Annotated in this window: 18 protein-coding genes; 9 read left to right on the top strand and 9 right to left on the bottom strand. The window is 72.3% G+C overall.

Annotated features, from left to right (window positions below):
• The first annotated feature begins 53 nt into the window (after positions 1–53).
• On the top strand, positions 54–572 hold the full coding sequence (locus GA0074692_RS10945) for an acetate and sugar kinases/Hsc70/actin family protein (RefSeq protein ID WP_176738391.1): 519 nt from the start codon (positions 54–56) through the stop codon (positions 570–572).
• A gap of 393 nt (positions 573–965) precedes the next feature.
• Positions 966–1505, top strand: coding sequence for a hypothetical protein (locus GA0074692_RS10940; protein WP_141725233.1), 540 nt, complete (start codon positions 966–968; stop codon positions 1503–1505).
• Here the strand turns inward: GA0074692_RS10940 and GA0074692_RS10935 are convergent.
• Together GA0074692_RS10935 and GA0074692_RS10930 are read right to left on the bottom strand one after the other, a co-directional pair.
• Complete coding sequence (locus GA0074692_RS10935) at positions 1477–4521, bottom strand: alpha-mannosidase (RefSeq protein ID WP_091642785.1); 3045 nt, start codon at positions 4519–4521, stop codon at positions 1477–1479. The genes GA0074692_RS10940 and GA0074692_RS10935 overlap by 29 nt on opposite strands.
• Positions 4522–4710: 189 nt before the next feature.
• On the bottom strand, positions 4711–5451 hold the full coding sequence (locus GA0074692_RS10930; protein ID WP_218106622.1) for a LacI family DNA-binding transcriptional regulator: 741 nt from the start codon (positions 5449–5451) through the stop codon (positions 4711–4713).
• A 210-nt stretch (positions 5452–5661) separates the two neighbouring features.
• Here GA0074692_RS10930 and GA0074692_RS10925 point away from each other — a divergent pair, with 210 nt between their 5' ends.
• Positions 5662–6381 (top strand): beta-N-acetylglucosaminidase domain-containing protein, encoded by a 720-nt coding sequence (locus GA0074692_RS10925; protein ID WP_091642781.1) that lies wholly within the window; start codon positions 5662–5664, stop codon positions 6379–6381.
• Here the strand turns inward: GA0074692_RS10925 and GA0074692_RS10920 are convergent.
• Positions 6334–6882: a TetR/AcrR family transcriptional regulator gene (locus GA0074692_RS10920; RefSeq protein WP_176738390.1), complete on the bottom strand. Its 549-nt coding sequence runs from the start codon at positions 6880–6882 to the stop codon at positions 6334–6336. The genes GA0074692_RS10925 and GA0074692_RS10920 overlap by 48 nt on opposite strands.
• 133 nt (positions 6883–7015) lie before the next feature.
• Between GA0074692_RS10920 and GA0074692_RS10915 the strand changes: the two genes are divergently transcribed.
• Positions 7016–8566 carry an MFS transporter gene (locus tag GA0074692_RS10915; RefSeq protein ID WP_091642777.1) on the top strand — a complete coding sequence of 517 codons (1551 nt, stop codon included), beginning with the start codon at positions 7016–7018 and terminating at the stop codon, positions 8564–8566.
• A 43-nt stretch (positions 8567–8609) separates the two neighbouring features.
• On the opposite strand, the gene GA0074692_RS10910 is transcribed toward GA0074692_RS10915, so the two are convergent.
• Positions 8610–8867 carry a hypothetical protein gene (locus GA0074692_RS10910; protein ID WP_091642773.1) on the bottom strand — a complete coding sequence of 86 codons (258 nt, stop codon included), beginning with the start codon at positions 8865–8867 and terminating at the stop codon, positions 8610–8612.
• 54 nt (positions 8868–8921) lie between these two features.
• Positions 8922–10322: a short-chain fatty acyl-CoA regulator family protein gene (locus tag GA0074692_RS10905; protein ID WP_245730265.1), complete on the bottom strand. Its 1401-nt coding sequence runs from the start codon at positions 10320–10322 to the stop codon at positions 8922–8924.
• A gap of 240 nt (positions 10323–10562) precedes the next feature.
• Between GA0074692_RS10905 and aceA the strand changes: the two genes are divergently transcribed.
• From aceA to GA0074692_RS10890, 3 genes are all read left to right on the top strand, one after another.
• On the top strand, positions 10563–11834 hold the full coding sequence (gene aceA, locus GA0074692_RS10900; protein ID WP_091642769.1) for an isocitrate lyase: 1272 nt from the start codon (positions 10563–10565) through the stop codon (positions 11832–11834).
• Positions 11831–13447, top strand: coding sequence for a malate synthase A (aceB, locus tag GA0074692_RS10895; RefSeq protein ID WP_091642764.1), 1617 nt, complete (start codon positions 11831–11833; stop codon positions 13445–13447). The genes aceA and aceB overlap by 4 nt, the downstream gene beginning before the upstream one ends.
• A gap of 119 nt (positions 13448–13566) precedes the next feature.
• Positions 13567–14163, top strand: coding sequence for a hypothetical protein (locus GA0074692_RS10890; protein WP_091642760.1), 597 nt, complete (start codon positions 13567–13569; stop codon positions 14161–14163).
• A gap of 119 nt (positions 14164–14282) precedes the next feature.
• Here the strand turns inward: GA0074692_RS10890 and GA0074692_RS10885 are convergent, their stop codons facing one another.
• Both GA0074692_RS10885 and GA0074692_RS10880 read right to left on the bottom strand, forming a co-directional pair.
• A complete protein-coding gene (locus GA0074692_RS10885) occupies positions 14283–14876 on the bottom strand; it encodes a bifunctional 4-hydroxy-2-oxoglutarate aldolase/2-dehydro-3-deoxy-phosphogluconate aldolase (protein ID WP_091642758.1) in 594 nt (197 codons plus the stop codon).
• Positions 14877–15148: 272 nt separating this feature from the next.
• Positions 15149–18883 carry a S8 family peptidase gene (locus GA0074692_RS10880; protein WP_091642754.1) on the bottom strand — a complete coding sequence of 1245 codons (3735 nt, stop codon included), beginning with the start codon at positions 18881–18883 and terminating at the stop codon, positions 15149–15151.
• A gap of 310 nt (positions 18884–19193) precedes the next feature.
• Between GA0074692_RS10880 and GA0074692_RS10875 the strand changes: the two genes are divergently transcribed.
• Positions 19194–20156, top strand: a complete 963-nt coding sequence (locus GA0074692_RS10875) for a LuxR C-terminal-related transcriptional regulator (protein WP_141725231.1) — start codon at positions 19194–19196, stop codon at positions 20154–20156.
• A 165-nt stretch (positions 20157–20321) separates the two neighbouring features.
• Positions 20322–20849, top strand: a complete 528-nt coding sequence (locus GA0074692_RS10870; protein ID WP_091653231.1) for a P-loop NTPase family protein — start codon at positions 20322–20324, stop codon at positions 20847–20849.
• 58 nt (positions 20850–20907) lie between these two features.
• Here GA0074692_RS10870 and GA0074692_RS10865 read toward each other — a convergent pair whose 3' ends face one another.
• Together GA0074692_RS10865 and GA0074692_RS10860 are read right to left on the bottom strand one after the other, a co-directional pair.
• Positions 20908–21354, bottom strand: a complete 447-nt coding sequence (locus GA0074692_RS10865; protein WP_091642746.1) for a hypothetical protein — start codon at positions 21352–21354, stop codon at positions 20908–20910.
• A 131-nt stretch (positions 21355–21485) separates the two neighbouring features.
• Positions 21486–21938 (bottom strand): glutaredoxin domain-containing protein, encoded by a 453-nt coding sequence (locus GA0074692_RS10860; protein WP_091642742.1) that lies wholly within the window; start codon positions 21936–21938, stop codon positions 21486–21488.
• Between the last annotated feature and the right edge of the window lie 111 nt (positions 21939–22049).

Raw genomic sequence — 22049 nt, 5'->3', positions numbered from 1 at the left:
CGGAGAGTGGCATCGATGGTGGGGGAGCGGGAAGACCGACGTTGCTGGCCGGCGTGGACGTCGGTACCACGCACACCAAGGCCGGGGTCTACCGGCTGGACGGCACCCCGGTGGCCCAGCGTCGGGCGGCCACTCCGCCCGACGCCGTAGGGCTGCGGGACACCGCGTTGCGGCTGCTCGCGGAGTGCGTCGCGGCCGTCCCCGTACCGCCGCTGGCCGTCGGCCTGGCCAGCATGGCCGAGACCGGGGTGCCGCTGGACGCCGCCGGCGAACCGGTCGGCGAGCTGCTGCACTGGCGGGACCGCCGGGCCCACCGGGAGGCCGACCAACTCGGCGAGACGGTTGGTCGGACCCCGTTCTTCGCCGCCACCAGCCCCACCCTGGCCGCCCTCGTCGAGGTCCGGCCCACCGGCGCCGCGACCGTGCGGGTCCGCCTACGCAACGTCGGCGCCGAGCCGGTGGCGGCGACCGTCCACTGGGACGGTCCGGGGGTGACCGGGGGCGGTCAGGTCCGGCTGGCCGGGCACGGCGTCGCCGACGTGACCATGCGCCGCGCCGCACCGGTCGGCTAGCGACACCTCTCACCCGTGCTGGCCCGTGCTCAGCCCGTGGGAGACATCCCAAAGTGATCATTTAATTACGTTCAGTGCATCTGTTTCGTACAATCGGCAACCCGCGAGGGGTGACTGTCGGAGGTCCGGATGCCTCGTCGTAGCGCCGTGCGAGCTGGTCGGGTCGTGGCCGGGCTGGCGGTGGCGGGTCTCGTCGCCTACCTGGCGGTGGTGGGGTTGGACAGGGCGGACAAGTTTGGTAGTGCCGCCGGGGTGGTGGTCGCGATGCTCGGGTTGGTCGCCCCATATCTGCTGCCTCCACGTCCGCAGCCGCTGGTCGAACCGGGACCCCCCGCAGGGAGAGAACCCGCGGCGGCAGCGCCGGGTGGGATCGATGCCCGGGGTAGCCGGAGTGTGCATATCAACCAGGGCGGCACCCACATCCAGAACAACAACTTCTACCCAGGCATGTTTGGACAGAAGGCCCATGTTCTCGCGGCCGGGACAGCCGTGGTCATGACGGGCGCGGGGGTCCTCTGGTGGTGGCTCCCGAATGATGCCACTCCACCATCGCCTACGCCGACGCCCACCAGTACCTTCGCGGTTACCGCCGTGTCCTTCGCCGGCGCCGCCGAGGGCCGCTTCATCTGGTACAACCGCTCGATCGGAATCGAAGGTGAAGTCTGCGACGCCGTCGAGCCGACGTACACCCGGGTGCGATTCTCCTTCTACCAGGGCGGCAACCATCTCGACGATGACGGCTATCTTGATCAATCTCATGAGGTGACAGCCGGCTGCATGCCTTTCGGCTCGACCTACGGCGGCCCTGCTGGGGGTATCACCGCCGTGGTCGTGACGCTCTCCGATGGCGAGCACTCCCACGAGACCCGGTATTCGCGCCCCCCGTTGAGGTCGCAAGCCATCGTCACGCCTGCCGTGACGGCAACACACTGAATCGGAGGGTCACCACCTGGAACGGCCCCAGCACGAGGCCGACGGCGCTGCCCTCGACCACGACCGGGGCCAACGCGGCGATCTCGGCGTCCGCACGTTCGAGCAGGTCGCACACGTCGACCCGGGCGAGGTCGAACGACGCGGTCAGGCGGGCGCGGGCCCGTCCGCCGAGCGCCTCGTAGAGCCGGACGACGACGTCACCGGAGCGGTCGTCGGCCAGCTTCACCGCCTCGATTACCACGGCGGGGTTCGACACCTCGACCAGTGGGGCGACCGGGCCGGCTCCGGTGCGCCGGCGCAGCGGCAGGTTGCTCCGGTAGCCCTCGCGTACCGCGTCCTGGATCTCCGCGCCGCAGACCAGCGCGTACCCGAACCGGTGCGTGCCCCGGTCGGTGCCCGGGTCGGGGTAGTTGGGCGCGCGCAGCAGCGAGAGCCGCACGGTGGTGCCCCGCGCGCCCAGAGCGTCCCCGGCCGGATCACGGGTCACGTCGTGGCCGTAGGTGCCGTCGTTGACCAGCGCCACGCCGTACCCGGGTTCGCCGACGTGCAGCCAGCGGTGCGCGCAGATCTCGAACCGCGCCGCGTCCCAGGAGGTGTTGGTGTGGGTCGGCCGCCGGACGTGGCCGAACTGGATCTCCGAACTGGAGTGCGCGGCGTGCACGTCGACCGGGAAGGCGACCTTGAGCAACGTCTCCCGTTGCTGCCAGTCCACCTCCGTGGCGAACCGCACCACCCGTTCGCCGGCCGCCAGCGTCACGGTCTGTACGTACGCCGAGTCCCCGTCCCGGCGGGTCACCCGGATCCGGGCCCGCCGGGGGTCGTCCGTCTCGACGGTGAGCGAGGTGACCCCGGTCAGGTCACGGCACCGGTTGCGGTAGAAGGCGTCGATGTCCCAGGCGTCCCACTTGTTCGGGGTGTCCGGGTGCAGCTGCAGGACGTTGGCCGCCGCCCCGGCGCGGAGCACCTCGCGGTCGGCGACCAGGTCGCGGATCGCCGACACCGTCCCGTCCGGGCCGACGGTCACCCGGAGCAGACCGTTGTCCAGCACGGTGCCGTCCGGTCCGGTCCGTACCGACACGTCGGGCGCCTCGACCTCGGCGGGCACGGCCAGCCCGAGGGCCGGCACCCCGGCCGAGTCGTACGGCCCGGAGTTGCCGGCCAACGGCACCGTGCCGGAGCCGGCCAGCGCGGTCAGCGCCGGACCGATGAGCGCCTCCAGCCGTTTGGCCAGCCGCGCGTACGTCTGCCGGGCCTCGCGGTGCACCCAGGCGATCGAGCTGCCGGGCAGAATGTCGTGGAACTGGAGCAGCAGGGTGTCCTGCCAGATCGCGTCGAGCTCGTCGTACGGGTACGGGTGACCGGCGCGCAGCGCCGCCGCCGTACACCACAGCTCGGCCTCGCGCAGCAGGTGCTCGGTGCGCCGGTTGCCGCGCTTCATGGCCGACTGGCTGGTGTACGTGCCCCGGTGGTACTCGAGGTACATCTCGCCGCTCCACACCGGCGCGTCCGGGTACTCCCGTTCCGCCTCGGCGAAGAACTCGGCGGGGGCGCGGACGCCGACCCGGGGTGATCCCTCCAGGTCGGCGACCCGGCGGGCGGTCTCGAGCATCTCCCGGGTCGGGCCACCTCCGCCGTCGCCGTAGCCGAACGGCAGCAGCGACCGGGTGGCGCGCCCGTGGTCGGCGAAGTTGCTCACCCCGTACGCCAGCTCCCGCCCGGACAGCTCCGAGCTGTAGGTGTCGGCCGGCGGGAAGTGCGTGAAGACCCGACTGCCGTCGATGCCCTCCCACCAGAACGTGTGGTGCGGGAACCGGTTCGTCTGGTTCCAGGACATCTTCTGGCTGAGGAACCAGCGGAACCCCGCCAACCGGGCGAGCTGCGGCAGCGCCGCCGAGTAGCCGAACGAGTCGGGCAGCCACACCTCCCGGGGCTCGACGCCGAACTCGGCGGCGAAGAACCGTTTGCCGTGGGTGAACTGGCGCACCATCGCCTCGCCACCGGGCATGTTGGTGTCCGACTCCACCCACATGCCGCCCACCGGGACGAATTGTCCGCTCGCCACCTTCTCCGTGACCCGCCGGTACACCTGTGGGTGGTGTTGGCGGGTCCACGCGTACTGCTGCGCCGAGGAGCAGGCGAAGACCAGCTCCGGGTACTCGTCGGCGAGCGCCACCACGTTGGCGAAGGTCCGCGAGCACTTGCGGATCGTCTCGCGGACCGGCCAGAGCCAGGCCGAGTCGATGTGGGCGTGACCGACGGCGAAGACCCGGTGGGCGCTCGGCACGGCCGGCGCGGCGAGCACCCCGGCCAGCCGGGCCCGCGCGGCGGCGGCTCCGCCGGAGACGTCGGCGACGTCGAGGTGGTCGAGCATCTGCTCGAGGGCCCGGTGGATCTGGTGCCGGCGCGGGTCCGCCTCGGCCAGGGTGAGAGCCAGCTCGTGCAGCACCCGGACGTCCAGGACGAGCCCGTGCACCTGCTCGTCGAGCACCGCGAGTTCGGCCCGGTCGAGCCGGTAGAGGGGAACGTCGGAGGCGGTGTCCCGGTCCCCGAGCGGAGTGACCGCGCCGGTGAACCGAGGGTTGGCGGCGGCTTCCACGTACACCTCGACCCGCTCGCCCCCAGCGGCCGCCCGCGCGATCGGCAGGTAGGCCGTGCGTGGCTCGATGCCCTTGATCGGCGTGCCGTCCGCCGTGTAGGCCAGCCCTTCGGAGCGGAAGCCCGGCCCGGCCTTCTCGAAGCCGAGGTCGACGAGGAGTTCGACCCGCCCGCCGCGCATCCGCGCCGGCACCTCGCCGGTGAGGCGGAACCAGGTGGTGCTCCAGGCCGGCCCCCACGGCTGACCCACGGTGAACGGCTCGTACGCCAGCGCCAGCCCCTCGCCGGCCGGCACCGGCTCGCCGGGCAGGTGCGCCGCCTCGACGCGTACCGGCTCGACGTCCCGGTAGATGGCCGGGACGAGCCGCTCGTCGAGGGCGCGTTCGATCCGCTGGGTCAGGCTGGACAACGACCGGTGCATCCGGAACTCCGCGAGGGGTGTTGGGAGACCGCGATGTGGAATCGTGGCCGCACTCCGACCAATGGGCGCATGTCTATTGCATGCGGCGCGGAGAGTCAACGGTCTGGGCGAGATTGATCCGATGCCTTCGATGTCTTGCCGGACCGGCCGCCGGGGCCCGCGATGCCTTGTTCGGGCGGGGCGCCCGGCTCAGTGCGGGTGACCGGGTGGTGGCGCGGTGGACCCCCGCGAGGTCACCGTTGCCGAGAGCAGCACCGTCCGGGCCGGCGCGAGCGGGGAGCGGATGCGGTCGAACAGTTGGGTGACGGCCGCCTCGCCGAGGGCCGCCGGGTCCTGCGCCACGGCGGTCGCGCCGGGCCGGACCAGCCTCATCCACGGCACGTCGTCGAACGCCACCAGGCTGAGCTGGTCCGGGATCGACAGGCCCCGCTCCGCGGCGGCCCGCCAGACCGCCTCCGCCAGGACGTTGTTGGCCGCGAAGATCGCCGTCGGCGGCTCGGCCCGACCGAGCAGGACGTGGGCCTCCTTGCGGGCCGCCTCGACGTCCCACCCGACCCGCACCACCAGCGAGTCGTCGGCCGGGATTCCGGCGGCGGCGAAGGCCGCCCTCATCGTGTACTGACGGTTGCGTGCCTGCTGGCTGATACCGGCGGCGAGCCCGGCGTAGAAGGGGTTGTTCAGGTCCGAGACCAGCACCCCGATCGACCGACTGGCCTGCTGGCGGAGGTGGCGCGCCGTCGCGTCGGGCACATAGCCGAGCTTGCGGGCCACCTGCCGTACCCGGTCCCGTACCGGCGGCGCCACGTAGCCGCGACCGCTCAGCGCCCGGGACACCGTCGACCGGGACACCCCAGCCGCGTCGGCGACCTCCCGGATGGTCGGCCGCCCCGCCGGGTCGACTCCGGCGGGCGTCGCCAGCCCACTGCTCACCCGATCACCCGTCCGCCCGTCGGTCCTGCCACTGCCCACCCACCAGCGCCTTCGCTCCGGAAGCGTGCCGACGCCGCGACCGGCGGCCACGTCACCCGGGCAAGTCTGCGCCCGGGGGCGGGCGGGGCGCAATTCGGGCGGGCACCCGCCAAGATCAGCTCCTGATAACGTTCCCCCACGCCTGCCGCCCCGCAGCCCCGCGATCCGGCGCTGTCGCTGCGGGGCACCGTCGAAGGGTTCTACGGTCCACCCTGGACGCACGCGGAGCGCCTGGCCCACCTCGAGTTCTCGGCCCTCGTCGGCCTCGACACGTACGTCTACGCGCCGAAGAACGACCCGTACCACCGGTCGCGCTGGCGGGAGGCGTACCCGGCGGAGGACCTCGCACACCTCGCCGAACTGGTCGAACGCGCCCGCGTGCTGGGCATCCGCTTCGTCTACGCGATCAGCCCGGGGCTCGACATGCGGTTCGCCGACCACGGGCTGGTCCCGCTCGGACTCGCCCGGGCGAGCGCCGTCCTGCTCCTGCACGACCGGGTGCGGATCGTGGCCCCGGACGACCCGCTCGCGGCCGGGTTCGACGGCCACGTGCCGGTCTACCGGGGACCGGGAAAGCTCACCGTCGCCGACGTCGGGCCGCAGGCCAGGGTGGTGGCCCGGGTGGCGGACGAGGACCGGGCGGTCCTCTTCCACTACCCGGCCGGTATCGACCTGGCCGACGGGACAACCGCGCCCGCGTCCCGGATCGGCATCTTCCTCGGCGCGGACGCGGCAGCCCCGTGGCTGGTCACCCCCGAGGGGCACGCGATCGTGACGGCGGCCGTGGACGTGCTGCTGGCCGGGATCTCCGGACCGGCCGTCCCCGCGCCGCGCGGGACAGGGTCAGAGGTTTACGAGGGGGCCGTCGTCGCGGCTGAGTGCCAGAAGTAACTCTCGGGCATGTTGTAGTTCCTCGGGATCGCTGCCTCCTTCGTAGAGGCCGGCGATGGCTGCGCCGTCCGCGGCGCGGACGATGAGCAGGGCTCGTTGAGGGTGTAGCCCGTCGGCGTCGAACGCTTCCTTCCACCGTTGCTTGTCGCGTTGCAGCACCTCGGCGACGCCGGGGACGGTGGACAGGGTGGCGGCCAGCACGGCCTGCTCGGGGACGGTTGATCCGTCGAGGAGGTCGTCGAAGGTGGCGTTGACGTAGCCGCGCACGAGGCGTCCGGGAGCGTGGTCGCGGGGGTCGACTGCCGCGTACACGGCGGCGGTGAACTGCTCGGCGAGGTCCTCGGCCAGGGCGAGTAGCAACTGCTCCCGGGAACGGAAGTGGTGCAGCAGGCCACCCTTCGAGACCCCGGCCTGCCGGGCGATCGCGTCCACGCTGGCACCCGAGCCGTGTGTGCCGACCACCTTCGCGGCGGCGTCCAGCACCACCCTGCGAGTTCTCACCGTGTCGCGTTCTCGACCTTCCACGGCAGCCTCCGGCCTGTCCGAAGCAGTGGAACCCTTCCACCGCTGCGTCGATCTTAAGAGTCGACCATATGGTTTGCTCAGCCGACCATATGGTCGGTAGCGTGGAGGTATGACGTCCGCGATGCCATCCCCGCCGACCGGCGCCACGCCCGACACGTCCCACCAGCCGGCCCGTGCCGGAGCCCAGCAGTGGGCCGCGCTGGGGGCGCTCACCCTGGCGGTGATCCTGTTGGCTGTGGACGGCACCGTGCTGGCGTTGGCGATGCCGGCCCTGACCGCCGACCTCGGAGCCACCTCCACCGAGGTGCTGTGGATCGGTGACGCCTACTCCTTCGCCCTGGCGGGCCTGCTGATCAGCATGGGAACAGTGGCCGACCGCATCGGCCGTAGACGGCTGCTGCTGATCGGTGTGGCCGGGTTCGGTTCCGCCTCGCTGTTGGCGGCCTTCGCGCCGACCGCCGGTTGGCTGATCGCCGCCCGGGTCCTGCTGGGCGTGGCCGGGGCGACGTTGATGCCCTCGACGCTGTCGATCGTGCGCAACCTGTTCACCGACCCGGTCCAGCGCACCCGCGCCATCGCGGTGTGGTCGGCCGGCGCCTCCGGCGGCGCGGCGCTGGGTCCGCTGGTCGGGGGTGTCCTGCTGGAGTACTACTGGTGGGGATCGGTCTTCGTCATCAACCTGCCGATCATGGCGCTGGTGCTGATCAGCGTCGCGCTGCTGGTGCCCGAGTCGCGTAACCCCACTGCCGCCCGCTTCGACCTGGTCAGTGCCGCGCTGTCGGTGGCCGCGATCGTGCCGCTGGTGTGGGCGGTCAAACACACCGCCCAGAACGGCGTCGACCAGGCCGGCCTGCTGGCCGCCGCGCTCAGCGTGGGCGCCGCGCTGGTGTTCGTACGCCGCCAGCGCACCCTGCGGACGCCCCTGGTGGACGTCACCCTCTTCGCCCGGCCGGCGTTCACCGGCACCATCCTCGTCTCGCTGATCACGATCTTCGCCTTCAGCGGGCTGCTGTTCTTCTTCTCCCAGTACCTACAGTTGGTCCGCGGTCACTCGCCGCTGCAGGCCGGGCTGCGGGAGATGCCCGCCACGCTGGCGTCCATCGCCGTGGTCGTCGTCGCCGTCCGGGTGATCGGCCGGCTCGGTGTCGGACGTGCCCTGGCCGCAGCGCTGCTGGTGGCCGCCGCAGGGCTGGGCGTACTCGCGATGGCCGAGGATGCCCCCGGCTACGCCGCCCTGGCCTCGGGCCTGATCCTGGTCGGACTGGGGATCGGGATGGCCTTCACCGCCTCCACCGACGCGATCCTGAGCGCGGTTCCCCGCGAACGGGCCGGAGCCGCCTCGGCGATCTCCGAGATGTCCTACGAGTTGGGCGTCGCGCTGGGCATCGCCCTGCTGGGAACCCTGCACATCGCGGTGTACCGCGCTGGTCTGCCCGACCTGTCCGGCCTGACCGGCCCCACCCGCGAAGCGGTCACCGACTCGCTGGCCGCTGGCACCCAGGCCCTCAGCGGCACCGGCGGGCAAGGCGTCCAGGTTCTGGCAGCCGCCCGCGACGCCTTCGCCCACGGGATGCAGATCACCTCGGTTATCGCCGCGGTCCTGCTGGTGGTGTCCGCACTGATCGCCTGGAAGGCCATCCCCTCCGGTCGGCGTTCCTAACCTGCGACCGGCTAAGACCGGGTCGGCGGCGTAGCGGTGGCGGTCAGGCGTTGCCCTGCCGGTGGATTCGCCGCTCCCGGGTGACCTTGGAACGGCCGTGGTCCCGTTCGCTTCCCGAGGTTCCGGTCGCCGTCCGGTCGTGTCGCTGGTGCGGGGAGTTCTCGATCCCGGAGCCCTGGCGGCCCGGCGCCCCGCTACCCGGGTGGCGCCGTCCGCGAACCGACTCGCCGCCGCTGTCGTGCTTGTTGTCCTTGTGGCTGCCCATGGCCGGCGCGTACCCGGTCGCCTCCGGGATAGTCACCGCCCGGCTCGGCGACCGGGGGGGCGGCCGTCCCGGTCCCGCCTCTCGTACCGGTCAATCCCGCAGCGGGTACGGGATGAAGGTGCTGCGGTTCTCGTCCAGGTCGAGCTGCCGGCTGATCGGTGGGGCGGCCCGCTGCGGGCAGCTCATCCGTTCGCAGGTCTTGCAGCCGGGGCCGATCGGCGTGGCGGCCTCGGCCGCGTGCAGGTCCATCCCGGCGGAGTAGACCAGCCGCCCGGCGTGCCGGGTCTCGCAGCCCAGCCCGATCGCGTAGACCTTGCCCGGTTGCCCGTAGCCACCGTGATGGCGGGTGATCGTGCGGGCGATCCACAGGTAACGCTGGCCGTCCGGCATGGCGGCGACCTGGGTCACCACCCGGCCCGGCGCGCTGAACGCCTCGTAGACGTTCCACAGTGGGCAGGTGCCGCCGGTGCGGGAGAACGGGAAGCCGGTGGCGGACTGGCGTTTCGACATGTTGCCGGCCCGGTCGACCCGGACGAAGGAGAACGGCACGCCGCGTGCCCGGGGACGCTGGAGGGTGCTGAGCCGGTGGCAGACCGTCTCCCAGCCCATCGCGAAGTGCTCGGTGAGCAGTTCGATGTCGTACCGGCGACGCTCGGCGGCGGTGAGGAACTGCTCGTACGGCAGGATCAGCGCCGCGGCGAAGTAGTTCGCCAGACCGACCCGGGTGAGGATCTGGGTCTGGGTGTCGTCGAACCCCTCCTCCTCGACGATCTCGTCGATCACGTCGGCGAACTCCAGCAGCGCGATCTGCGCGGCCATCCGCATGGCCTCCTGCCCGGAGCGCAGCGACGTGGACAGGTGCAGGGTCTGGGTCTGGGGGCGGAAACGGTGCAGCTCACCGCCGAGGGAACCGGCGTCGTCCCGGGAGACCCGTATCCCGTGCCGCTGCGCCAGCCGGTCCCGCAGCACCGCGCGGACCTCGCCGCGCCGCAGCCCGATCTGCCCGGCCAGTCGCTCGGCCGCCTCGTCCAGGTCCGGTACGTAGTTCTGCCGGCGGTAGAAGAACTCGGTCACCTGGTCGTGTGGGCTGCGGCCGACCCGTCCCCGGTCGCCGACGAGTTCGGCGAGCTGCTCGTCCACCTGCTGGTAGCGGCGGTGCAGCTCGATCACGGCCTCGGCCACCTCGGGCAGCCGGCCGGCCAGTTCGGTGAGGTCGGCGATGCCGGCCCGACTGCTGAGCGCCTCGCGTAGCCCGGCGACCAGCCGTGGCGTGTCGTGCGGCGCGAAGACGGTCGGGTCGACGCCGAACACCTCGGTGATCCGCATGAGCACCGGGACGGTCAGCGGCCGGGTGTCGTGTTCGATCTGGTTGAGGTAGCTCGGCGAGATGTTCAGCAGGCGGGCCAGTTCGGTCTGGCTGAGCGCGCGGTCCTCGCGCATCCGGCGCAGCCGGGCGCCGGCGAAGGTCTTGTCGATCGCCCCCACCTCCATACTGGATCGGCCGCGATTCGATCACATTAACACCACTGTAAAGCAGAAGATTCGCAACTTAACAAGATGGCGTGGAGACTTTTCAATAATTGGCTGATTTCGTCTCTCGCCGATCCGCCCGGAGCTGTGTGACCGTGGGCGTACACCGGTTCACCAGCGCCGATCCGTTCGGCCCGCAGCGCGCCAGCGTCGACTCGCGGCACACGGTGTCCGGCAGCACCGACACGGAGGGACGAGAACATGAACACCGCAGTCGAGCAGTTGCGCCAGGAATGGGACACCGACCCGCGCTGGCAGGGAGTGCGGCGCAGCTACCGCGCGGAGGACGTGGTCCGACTGCGCGGCGCGATCCAGGAGGAGCACACCCTCGCCCGGCACGGGGCGAACCGCCTCTGGCGGCTGCTGCACAGCGAGGACTACGTCCACGCGCTCGGCGCGCTCACCGGCAACCAGGCCGTGCAGATGGTCCGGGCCGGCCTGAAGGCGATCTACCTCTCCGGCTGGCAGGTGGCGGCGGACGCCAACCTCGCCGGGCACACCTACCCCGACCAGAGCCTCTACCCGGCCAACTCGGTGCCGGCGGTGGTGCGCCGGATCAACAACGCCCTGCTCCGGGCCGCCCAGATCACCACCGCCGAGGGAGACGTCAACGGGACCGACTGGCTGGCCCCGATCGTCGCCGACGCCGAGGCCGGGTTCGGCGGCCCGCTCAACGCGTACGAGCTGATGACCGCGATGATCGCGGCCGGCGCGGCCGGCGTGCACTGGGAGGACCAGCTCGCCGCCGAGAAGAAGTGCGGCCACCTCGGCGGCAAGGTGCTCATCCCCACCGGGCAGCACATCCGCACCCTGGAGGCGGCCCGGCTCGCCGCCGACGTCGCCGGCGTGCCGTCGGTGGTCATCGCCCGGACCGACGCCCAGGCCGCCACGCTGCTCACCACCGACGTGGACGAGCGGGACCAGCCGTTCGTCACCGGCGAGCGGACCGCCGAGGGCTTCTACCGGGTCCGCAACGGCGTCGAGCCGTGCATCGCCCGCGGCCTGGCGTACGCCCCGCACGCCGACCTGATCTGGATGGAGACGAGCACCCCGGACCTCGAGGTCGCCCGCGGGTTCGCCGAGGCGATCAAGGACCAGTACCCGGACCAGCTCCTGGCCTACAACTGCTCGCCGTCGTTCAACTGGCGCAAGCACCTCGACGACGCGACCATCGCCAAGTTCCAGCGGGAACTCGGCCACATGGGGTACAAGTTCCAGTTCATCACCCTGGCCGGCTTCCACGCCCTGAACTACTCGATGTTCGACCTGGCCCGCGGTTACGCCAGCGACGGCATGTCCGCGTACGTCTCGTTGCAGGAGCGGGAGTTCGCCGCCGAGGCGACCGGCTACACCGCCGTCAAGCACCAGCGCGAGGTGGGCACCGGCTACTTCGACCTGATCAGCACCGTGCTCAACCCGGCCGCCGAGACCACCGCCCTGCGCGGCTCCACCGAAGAGGAGCAGTTCGCGTGAGATACGAGATCATCGGTCCGCTGGCGGACCGCTTCGACGAGGTCCTCACCACCGAGGCGCTGGAGTTCCTGGTCGCGCTGGACAGCGAGTTCTCCGCCCGCCGGGTGGCGCTGCTGGACACCCGCCGGGCCCGCCGGGCCCGGTTCGCCACCGGCCAGCTTCCCGACTTCCTCCCGGAGACCGCGCACATCCGCGCCGACCCCACCTGGCAGGTGGCACCGCCCGCCCCCGGACTGGTCGACCGCCGGGTCGAGATCACCGGGCCGACCGACCGCAAGATGACCGTCAACGCGCTCAACTCCGGGGCCCGGGTGTGGCTCGCCGACTTCGAGGACGCCACCGCCCCGACCTGGCACAACGCCATCGGCGGTCAACTCAACCTGATGGACGCCCTGGACCGGCGGATCGACTTCACCGACCCGCGCGGCAAGCGGTACGCCCTCGGCACGGAGTTGGCGACGATCGTGGTCCGGCCCCGGGGCTGGCACCTGGTGGAGAAGGGCATCGCGGTGGACGGGCGGCCGATCTCGGCCAGCCTGGTCGACTTCGGGCTCTACCTCTTCCACTGCGCGCGGCGGCAGCTTGACGCCGGGGCCGGGCCGTACTTCTACCTGCCGAAGCTGGAGTCCCACCGGGAGGCCCGGCTGTGGAACGACGTCTTCGTCTTCGCCCAGCATTACCTGGGCCTGCCGCAGGGCACCATCCGGGCCACCACGCTGATCGAGACGATCACCGCCGCGTTCGAGATGGAGGAGATCCTGTACGAGCTGCGTGAGCACTCGGCGGGACTCAACGCCGGCCGGTGGGACTTCATCTTCAGCGTCATCAAGAACTTCGGGCAGTGGCCGGACTTCGTCCTGCCGGACCGGTCGGAGGTCACCATGACCGTCCCGTTCATGCGCGCCTACACCGAGCTGCTGGTGCGGACCTGCCACAAGCGTGGCGCCCACGCCATCGGCGGGATGGCCGCGTTCATCCCGAGCCGCGACCCGGCGGTCAACGAGACCGCCCTGGAGCGGGTGCGGGCGGACAAGCAGCGGGAGGCCGGCGACGGGTTCGACGGCTCCTGGGTGGCCCATCCGGGCCTGGTCGGCATCTGCCGTGAGGTGTTCGACGCGGTGCTCGGCGACCGTCCGGACCAGCGGGACCGGCTCCGCGACGACGTGCAGGTCACCGCAGCTGACCTGCTGGCCGTCGACAAGACGCCGGGGCAGGTCACGGCCGTCGGAGTCCGGTCCAACGTCGCGGTGGCGCTGCGCTACGTCGACGCCTGGCTCGGCGGCACCGGCGCGGTGGCCCTGTGGAACCTCATGGAGGACGCGGCGACCGCCGAGATCGCCCGCTGTCAGGTGTGGCAGTGGCTGCACCACGGCACGCCGCTGGCCGACGGCGGCTGCGTGACCGAGCAACTGGTCCGATCGATCCTCGCCGAGGAACTGGCCGCGCTCTGCGAGGGGCGCGACGACGCCGGTCGGGACCGGGCCGAGGCGGCGGCGCGGATCTTCGAGGACACCGCGCTCGGTGAGGACCTGCCGGCGTTCTTCACCACCGAGGCGTACGCCCGGCACCTCGGCCCGTCCAAGGTGCCCGGGGGTCGCCCGACCGCTGGCTGACCGGGAACCCGGGCGGCGGGAGGAACCGGGGAGGGCGCGCCGCCCTCCCCGGTTCCGCGTGGAGCGGACGTCGCAGCGGCGGTCGGAAGTGTCCGCCGGCTGTGGCAGCATCCGGTGCCATGATCGAGACCACTGGGCTGTCGATTCCCGACCCGTTGCCCGAACGGGTCGGGCACGTCGGCGGCATCGAGTCGTTGGCCCTGGACGGCGTTCGTTACTACTTCGGCTTCGATTTCAGCAGTGACCTGGTCGTCTCACCGCTGATCGACGACCCGGCGGTGATGGCCGCGTTCGCCAGCCGGCACCTGCGGCAGACCACCGGCGCGCACGACGCGGCGTACTGGGCGGAACTGGTCGGTTGGGCCACGGAGGAGTCGAGCCTGGTGCCGACCGAGGAGGACCGGCGGTTCACCACGGACGGCGTACGCGCGAACCGGCTCACCCCGGACGACCATCTGCTCTACCTGCTGGCCGCCGCGACGACCTGGGACGGCTCGCTGGCCGGCTCGCCGCAGGCCGGCCCGGCGTACGCGCGGTTGGGGTTCGCCGAGGACGAGCTGCCCGACTGCCTCGACCACTGTGTGGCCGTGATCCGCGCTGACGGCCCGGACGCCCGACCCGACGAGGTGACGGTGGTCAGCGCCTACCTGGAGCACGCGGCGGGTCGGGTCCCCGGTAACTGGGGCCTGCTGTTCGGTCCGCTCCTGCCCGCCTGACAGAAACCCCGCCTGACAGAGACCCCGCCCGCCGGCGGCGGCACCCCGACGTGCGATCCGGTGCCGTCGCCGGGCCGGTCGGCCCGTTCCCGGCCCGGTCGGGCCGAGTTGCCGGCCCGTCAGGTCAGGGCGGCCATGATCTCGGCGAGGCCGCCGGGGCGGGTGAGCGCGTTGCCGATGCCCAGGCACCGGGCCCCGGCGGAGCGGAACTCGGCGGCGTTGGCGGCGGTGACCCCGCCGGTGGCCACCAGGAGCGCGTCGGGGAACGGGCCGCGGATGTCCCGCAGCCAGGACGCGCCGAGCGAGCCGGCCGGGAACGCCTTGAGCCATCGGCAGCCGGCCCGCATCGCCTGCTGGACCTCGCTGGCGCTGCCGACGCCGGGCAGGTGCGGCAGCCCGGCCGCGACGCTGGTCCGCAGCACGTCGAGATCCAGACCCGGGGCGACGGTGTAGACGGCGCCGGCCGCCTTCGCCAGGGCCACCTGTTCCGGGGCGATCACCGTGCCCGCGCCGACGACCTCGCCACGGGCCGCACCGGCCCGGGCCACGGCGGCGAGGGCGTCCAGCGCCTCGGGCGTCTGGATCGGCACCTCGACGGCCCCGATGCCGGTGTCCCATACGGCCTCGGCGAGCGTCACGGCCTCGGCGGGCGGCACCCCGCGCAGGATGGCCATGATCGGCCGGTCACCCAGGATCTCGTCGAACGTCGGCATGCTGGTCCTCTCCGGTCCGCTGGGCATCGGAGAGCGGCGATCCACAGTCTGGCCGCTGCCTCCCCTATGCGCCGCCGTCGCGGTTTTTGTGGAAGTGGCTTGCATATTACGGGAGTGCGTCCCGTAGAGTGCAAGAGGCCGGTGGATAGTTGACGCGACCCTGCGAACGGGCGTGCGCCGGGCGGGAACGCCCGGCGCACGCGTGTTCGGGTGTCTCGGAGTCCCAGTCGGATAGGTCGACGGGTCCGTCCGACTGGTCGGTCAGTGCGACGTCACCGCGCCTCGAGCCCGAAGGCCCGCTCGACGGTCTGGTCGACCGAGTGTCCCGTGGCGTCGGTCGCCGTGGTCCGCAGGCTCACGTACCCCGACGACGTCGCGCCGGCCGGCACGGTGAAGGTGGCCGTGTAGGCGCCCGCGTCACCGGTCGACTTCAGCGGAAGCCGGGTCCACGTCTTTCCGCCGTCGTACGAGGCCCGCACCGTGACGTCGACGACGGCGGCACCGTCGGCGCGCCACGGGCGAGCGGTGACCGTCAGGGTCTGCGGGATGCCGGCCCGTACCCGGTTGTCCAGCCCGGCGTCGATGTCGTAGCCGACCTGCGGCATCGAGATGGGGCTGTTGGACGCTGTGCTGCCGCCCGCCTCGAACGTCCACTTCGTGGTCGACCGGGTCGCGAAGCCCCAGCCGGGCAGGGAACGGGACGCGGCCAGGACCGCCTCGTACCGCGCCTTGTCCGTCGGGATCGTGAAGTTCCCGTACCAGTAGGTCGCCCGGCCGACCGTCTCGCCGTCCCGGGACAGGGTCAACGAGTACTCGTCGCCGAGGTCCGCGAACTCGATGTGCGTCGGATCGGTGTCCGGGAACGGCCGCGCCGCCAGGGTCAGCGACGCCCGCCCGCTCCAGCTCTGGTAACCCTGGGCGAACCAACCCGGCTGGTTCTCGACGATCTGCGGGCTGCTCACCCTGAGCCAGTCCACCGTGTGGTGGCTGCCGGGCTGGTAGGACCGGTAGGTCTGCTCGTAGGTCAGGAACTTCGCGTCACCGAGGGCCAGACCCTTCTGGACCTGGGTGCGCGGGTCGGCGCTCACCCACTGTTCCTGCACCGCGCCGAGGCGGGTGGGCACCTCGCTCGTCACCCAGTAGTAGCTCGAGGCGCGACGGTTCCAGAAGACACTCGTCCCGGTGGTGTCCTGACGGGCGTGGTTCCGGGCCGTGATCCGGGCCGTGTCGAGCTGGTCGACCGACTGCCGCAGCGGCCCCTCGGCGACCGAGGCCAACGGCGTGACCAGGCTGTACGCGAACGGGCTGTACGGCGTGCCGGCGAGCTTGACGACGACGTCGTCCCGCGTCGCGGCGAGGCGGGACAGGGCCGCGCCCTGCTCGCCGTAGAGGGCGAAGGCCGGCAGGGAGCGCGAACCGGCCTGGGCCACCAGCCGTCCCGGGCGGCCGTTGCCGATCGCCACGGCCTTGGCCCCCCGGGTGGCGGCGGTCTCGATGACCTGGGCGATCGGTACGTCCGAGCGGGCCGCGAGCACCAGCTTGCCGCGTACGTCGACCCGCCGGAACTCCTCGGCGGTGCCGGTCCCGACGTCGGCGAGTTCCAGGGACGCCTGGCCCTCGAACCGCTGGGCGCCGTCGAGTTGCGTCGGGGTGAGGGTCAGCCCCTGCCCACCCGCCACGGTCGCGGTGAGCTGCGGCGCGACCAGGGTGGAGTGAATCGTGATCTCCTGGGAGCCGGTGGACGGGGCCGCCGACGGGAAGAGGTGGACGTGCTTGACGTCCGGCGAGACGAGCGTCATCCAGTCGTGATAGCCCCGGTTCTGCTGTACGCGGAGGTAGCCGATCGCGCTGCCGAGGCGCTCGGTCGGGCGGCCGGCGTCGACGACCACCTCCGCCGCCGTCCGCGCGTCGAGGAGGTAGCCGGTGTCGCCGTTGGTCAGGTCGACCTGCGGCCGGTACGACATGGCGACGCTCTCGATCCACGCGCCCGAGGTGTCCGACGTGTAGATGGACGTGATGATCGTGTAGACGCCCGGCTTGACGCGCGCGGTGGCGACCCCGTTGACGAACTGCGCCCGGGTGGGGGCGGCGGCCGCCGACTCGTTGAGCAGGACCACCTGGCTCGGGCCGCCGGCCTTGGCGCCGTCCCGTCCGACACCGGTGATCCTGACCTCGTGCAGGACCGGCTCGAGGTAGACCGAGAACGGCACCCGCAGACTGGCGGTCGAGTCGCTCGAGACGGCGGTGACGAACCCGCTGTAGACCCGTTCCCGGGTGAGCGGGTTGGGGTCGAGGGTCAGCGTGACGACGGCCGTGCCACCACCCGGCACGGTGACCGTGGACTGGTCGAGGGCGAGCGAGCCGGCCGGCATCTGCTGGCCGGTGGCGGCGACCCCGGTCGCGGTGAGCGCGAAGGTCCGCCCGGTCGACGCGTCGTTGTGGAGGGTGACCTGACCCCGCAGCGGGGCGTAGCCGCCGTCTGGGGCGTACCGCACGGCGCCGAGGTTGAGCGTGGCGGGGATGGCGCGGGCCTGTTGCGTCGCGGCGCGGGCGACGTTGAGCTGCCCGGAGCCACCCTGGTCGGCCCGGTACGCTCCCTGGTCCGTCGAGTTGACCAGGGTGGTCTTCAGCCGCCCGTCGTCCCACGTGGGGTGGGACTGCTTGAGCAGCGCCGCCGCGCCGGCGACGTGCGGGGTCGCCATCGAGGTGCCGCTGGCCAGGGTGTAGTGCTCGCCGGACGGGGTGCCCATGGTGGTCCCGTTCGCCCGGGCGGCCAGGATGTCGACGCCGGGTGCGGTGAGTTCGGGCTTGACCGCGAAGTCACCCACCCGTGGCCCCGTGCTCGAGAAGCCGGCGAGGGCGCCGGACTTGGACACGGCGCCGACGGTGAGCGCGCGGGCCGCCGAGGCCGGTTCGCCGATGGTGTTCGGGCCGCTGTTGCCGGCGGCGACCACGAAGAGGGTGCCGTGCCGGTCCGCGAGCTGGTTCAGCGCGGAACTGAGCGGCCCGTTCCCGTTGTCGGGCTGGGAGGTGCCGAGGCTCATGTTGACGACGTCGGCGCCGCTCTCCGCGGCCCACTCCATGCCGTCGATGATGCTGGAGTATGTTCCGGAGCCACTGTCGCCCAGCACCTTGCCGACGATGAGGTCCGCGCCGGGGGCGACCCCCTTGGCGCCGTTGCCGGCACCGCTGCCGCCGATGGTCGCTGCGACGTGCGTGCCGTGCCCGTGGCGGTCGACCGCGTCGGCGGAGTCGGTGAAGTTGCGCGCCACGGAGACCCGACCCCGCAGGTCGGGGTGGTTCGTGTCGACGCCGGTGTCCAGCACGGCGACCGTGACGCCCGTGCCGTCGACCCCGGCCTGCCACAACTGCGGCGCCTTGATCTGCGGGACCGAGTCGGCGAGCGTGACCCGGACCGTCCGGTCGAGCCAGATCTTGCCGACGGCGGCGGCGTCCCGCTCGGCCACCGTGTCCGTGGCGCGCCAGAAGGCCGCGGTCTGGCTCTTGGCCACCCGCGCCCCGACGGAGTGGATGCTTTCCAGCCGGTTCTTCACCCGGGCCTGCCCCGGTGGGACGGGCTGCCGCCGGCCCGTCCGGTTGTCCAGCAGTACCGGCACCGAGTCGGTCGACCTGTCGTCGTGGCGATTCGTGATCAGGCCCTCGATCTCGAAGAGCGCCAGGTCGACGGCGTCGCTGGCGACCGCCTCGGTCGCGGCGGTGGGCACCACGTAGGTCGCGCCGTCGGTGTGGTTCACCTGGGCGTTGCCCCGCGACGGCCCGGTCGGGTCCAGGCTGATCGCCGGGCGGTCGTCCCCGGCCCGGGTCGTCACGGTGACGATGTCGCCGGTGATGAGGGTGATCCGGTGCGTGCTGACCTCGGCCTTCGTCGGCCCCGCCCCGGTCGGCCCGGTGGCCGACGCGGCGGGCGGGCCCACCATGACCGTGGAGGCCACCGCCGCCACGGCGACGGTGGCGGTGACCCAGGGGCGCCTTCTTCTCGCTGCCATGTTCGTCCTCCCACTCCACGCACGTGTCGCCGTGCGGGCTGGCCAAAGACTGTCGGAGTAGGGGCCGGGCGGAACAGGTGTCCGGGGTTCACCTTCCGGACACCGTCCGCTTGAGGAAGGCCGTGGTCGGCCCGGGGGGAGCGGGGCCGCCGGCAGCGTCGCGTACGCCGGAAAGTGCCTGCCACGTGCTGCGATAGGGTTCCAGTCGATCTACGGCCCGGGTGGACGTGGTCGACCGGGGAACCTGCTCGTCACCGGCCGGTGCCCGACCGTGGTCCGCTTCGGGGAGCCCTGGGGGAGAGGTGGGCGGGTGACGGCGAGGGAGTCCATGTCCGCGGGGCTCGGCATGCCGGAGCCGGCGGCCGCGATCTACCTGTTCCTGCTCGACCGTACGACGGCGACCACCACCGAACTGGCGACCGGGTGCGGCCTCGACGTCGACGAGACCGTGGCCAACCTGGCCTGGCTGCGGGACCACGGGCTCGTCCTGCGAGCCAAGGCGATGGCCCTCGCCGGGGTCGCCGAACAGTGGTCGGCCGCCGAGCCCGACCACGCCCTGCGTGATTTGGTGGGTAGCCGGGAACGCACCCTGCACGACGTCCGGGCGACCCTCCCTGAACTGCAGAAACGCTTCCGGCAAGCGCACCACGACCCGGTGGTCGGGGGTGTGCTGGAGCACGTGCACGGTTGGGAGAACGTGGGCGCCCGCTACCACCAGATCCTCCGGGACGCGACCGAGGAGGTCGCGTTGCTGGACCATGCCCCCTACACGCCGGGTGCCGCCCCCACCGAGGAGTCGATCCTGGGGCGGGGCGTCCGGTTCCGGGTGATGTGTGATCCGGCGGATCTGCCCCAGCAGTTGGCGGACGAGTTCACCGTGCTGCGCGGGCTGGAGGCGCGCCTGCACCCGGACATCCCGTTCCGCGGGGTGATCGCCGACCGCCGGATCGCCCTGGTCACCATGGACCGCGAGGCGCAGAACGGCTCCGCGATCGTGGTGCGTCCGTCGCCCCTGCTCGACGGGCTGGTCCTGCTCTTCGACGCGTGCTGGAGCCGGGCGGTGCCGCTCGGCGCGGACGCGATCACCCTGGAGGGGCAGGGCCGGCAGGTCCTGACGCTGCTGGCGGCGGGACTGAAGGACGAGGCGATCGCCCGGCAGTTGAACACGACCACCCGTACCGTCCGGCGCCGTGTGCAGGAGGTGCTGACCGCCCTCCAGGCGAAGTCCAGGTTCCATGCCGGCGTCGAGGCCAGCCGACGCGGCTGGGTCTGAGTGGGTTCCCGCCCGCAACGCTGGCGGGAATTGTCCTAGGATGCTCTACGCGAGGTGGGGGAGGCCACGGTGGACAGCCGCGATCCCGGGCAGGGGACAGGCCATCAGGGACGGGACGACAGGGGTCCGAGAGCAGTCGGCCCGACCGCCGCGACGTCGCGCGTCCTGGTCTACGGGGTGTACGGCGCGGGCAAGTCAACCCTGGCGGAGCGGCTGGCCGAGCGCCTCGGGCTGCCCTGGTACCCGGTCGACGACCTGCTCTGGGAGCCGGGCTGGGTCGAGGTGCCGGTCCCGCAGCAGCGCAGCCGGATCGAGGCGATCTGCCGCCTCGACCGGTGGATCCTCGACGGGGCGTACCACGGGTGGCGGGACGTGCCGCTGGCCCGCGCCGACCTGGTGATCGGCCTGGACTACCCGGGCTGGCTCTCCTTCTGGCGCCTGCTGCGCCGTACCCTCCGCCGGCTGGTGACGGGGGAGGAGATCTGCAACGGCAACCGTGAGTCGCTGGGCAGCGTGCTGTCCCGGGACTCGGTCCTGGTGTGGCACCTGACCGGGTTCGTTCGGGCCCGGCGACGGATGCGGGCCTGGCAGGCCGACCCGTCCGGACCGCCGGTCCTGCTGTTCCGGTCCCCGGCGGCCCTGGACCACTGGCTGGCCGACCTGCCCGCGTCTCGTCGGCCAGGCGCCGGGTAACGGCCCACGGGCGACCACCGGCGTGCCGCCCGGGACCGGGCCGCCGGTACGCGTGGTATCAGACCACGTGTCGGTTCGCCCGCTTCCGGGCCCGCGACGCGGTGGGCATCCGGGACCGGCTCAGCCAGGACTCGGCTGCGCAGTTGCGACAGGCGCGGACGGAACCGATCCGGCGGTGCGTCTGCTCGCCCCGCATACAGGTGATCTCCTGGGTCTCCGCCACCGGTCGTCCACAGATCTCGCACTCGTCCAGCGAGCTGTGGGTGGTGGTGTAGGCGATCTGGCCCGTGGTGTAGCGGACGGTGGCGTAGGACCTGTCGCCGTTGTCGACCCGCAGGTCGGGGTTACGTGGCGCGCCCGCGTAGGGGCCGGTGTCGGCGTGGGAGACCGCGCCGGCGACACCACCGAGGACCCGGAAACGACGCCGGAGCCAGGCCATGACCGTGGACCGCCGCTCCGCCAGCCACTCGTCGTTGGCCTCGGCGTGCCACTGCTGATCCGGCATCTCGCGCCATCTCGGGGTGCTGGGTGGGTGGGGCGGGCCCGTTCCGGGTCGCCTGCCACCCGCCAGCCCAGTATCGTCGGCCCCCACCGCACCCGCCAGCCCGTTCGGTGCGACCCACGCGACTGTCCAGGCTAGGCGGCCTTTTGGTTCGTTTGCTTCCGGAGTTGGTCGCGCAGCCAGCGGGGGGCGGGGTTGACGTACGGCTGTCCGTCCACCACGACGGTCGGCACGGTCTCGTTGCCGCCTGCTATCCGCCTGACCGCAGCCGCACCAGCGGCGTCCCGCCAGATGTCGACCCAGTGGGCGGTCCGCGCGTCCCGGCCGAGCCGTGCTCGCAGCCGCAGACAGTAGCGGCAGCCGGGCCGCCAGTAGACGATCGGCCGGCCGTCCACCGCGCCGCGCTCCTGCGCCTCGGCAGCGCTCACCGAACGGGGGAAGGGCAGCGGCGAGAACAGCACCGCAAGCGCGGCGAACAGCAGGAAGTCAAGAGCGCCGGACCCGGGTGAACCCTGGGCGAGCTGCGGGGTCGCCGCCGCCAGCCCCACCGCCAGCATCGCGCCCGCCAGGCGCCAACTTCGCCACATGGTGCCGCAGCCTATCCACGCGCCCCCGCAACGACCGCAGGTCGTGGCCAACCACACGGTGGCTGGCCTGCCCTTTTCCCGCTGACTGCGCGCCCGGTCAGCGGCTCGCGG

It is taken from the genome of Micromonospora pallida, from assembly GCF_900090325.1.
Classification (GTDB): Bacteria; Actinomycetota; Actinomycetes; order Mycobacteriales; family Micromonosporaceae; genus Micromonospora; species Micromonospora pallida.
The sequence above is the reverse complement of the archived record's forward strand: the minus strand, read 5'-3'. Positions and strand labels throughout refer to the sequence as shown.

Coding starts and splice junctions, on each gene's coding strand:
- GA0074692_RS10935 (WP_091642785.1), bottom strand. CDS start 4,521: ATGCACCGGTCGTTGTCCAGCCTGACCCAGCGGATCGAACGCGCCCTC.
- GA0074692_RS10915 (WP_091642777.1), top strand. CDS start 7,016: ATGACGTCCGCGATGCCATCCCCGCCGACCGGCGCCACGCCCGACACG.
- GA0074692_RS10905 (WP_245730265.1), bottom strand. CDS start 10,322: ATGGAGGTGGGGGCGATCGACAAGACCTTCGCCGGCGCCCGGCTGCGC.
- aceA (WP_091642769.1), top strand. CDS start 10,563: ATGAACACCGCAGTCGAGCAGTTGCGCCAGGAATGGGACACCGACCCG.
- GA0074692_RS10890 (WP_091642760.1), top strand. CDS start 13,567: ATGATCGAGACCACTGGGCTGTCGATTCCCGACCCGTTGCCCGAACGG.
- GA0074692_RS10885 (WP_091642758.1), bottom strand. CDS start 14,876: ATGCCGACGTTCGACGAGATCCTGGGTGACCGGCCGATCATGGCCATC.
- GA0074692_RS10880 (WP_091642754.1), bottom strand. CDS start 18,883: ATGGCAGCGAGAAGAAGGCGCCCCTGGGTCACCGCCACCGTCGCCGTG.
- GA0074692_RS10865 (WP_091642746.1), bottom strand. CDS start 21,354: ATGCCGGATCAGCAGTGGCACGCCGAGGCCAACGACGAGTGGCTGGCG.
- GA0074692_RS10860 (WP_091642742.1), bottom strand. CDS start 21,938: ATGTGGCGAAGTTGGCGCCTGGCGGGCGCGATGCTGGCGGTGGGGCTG.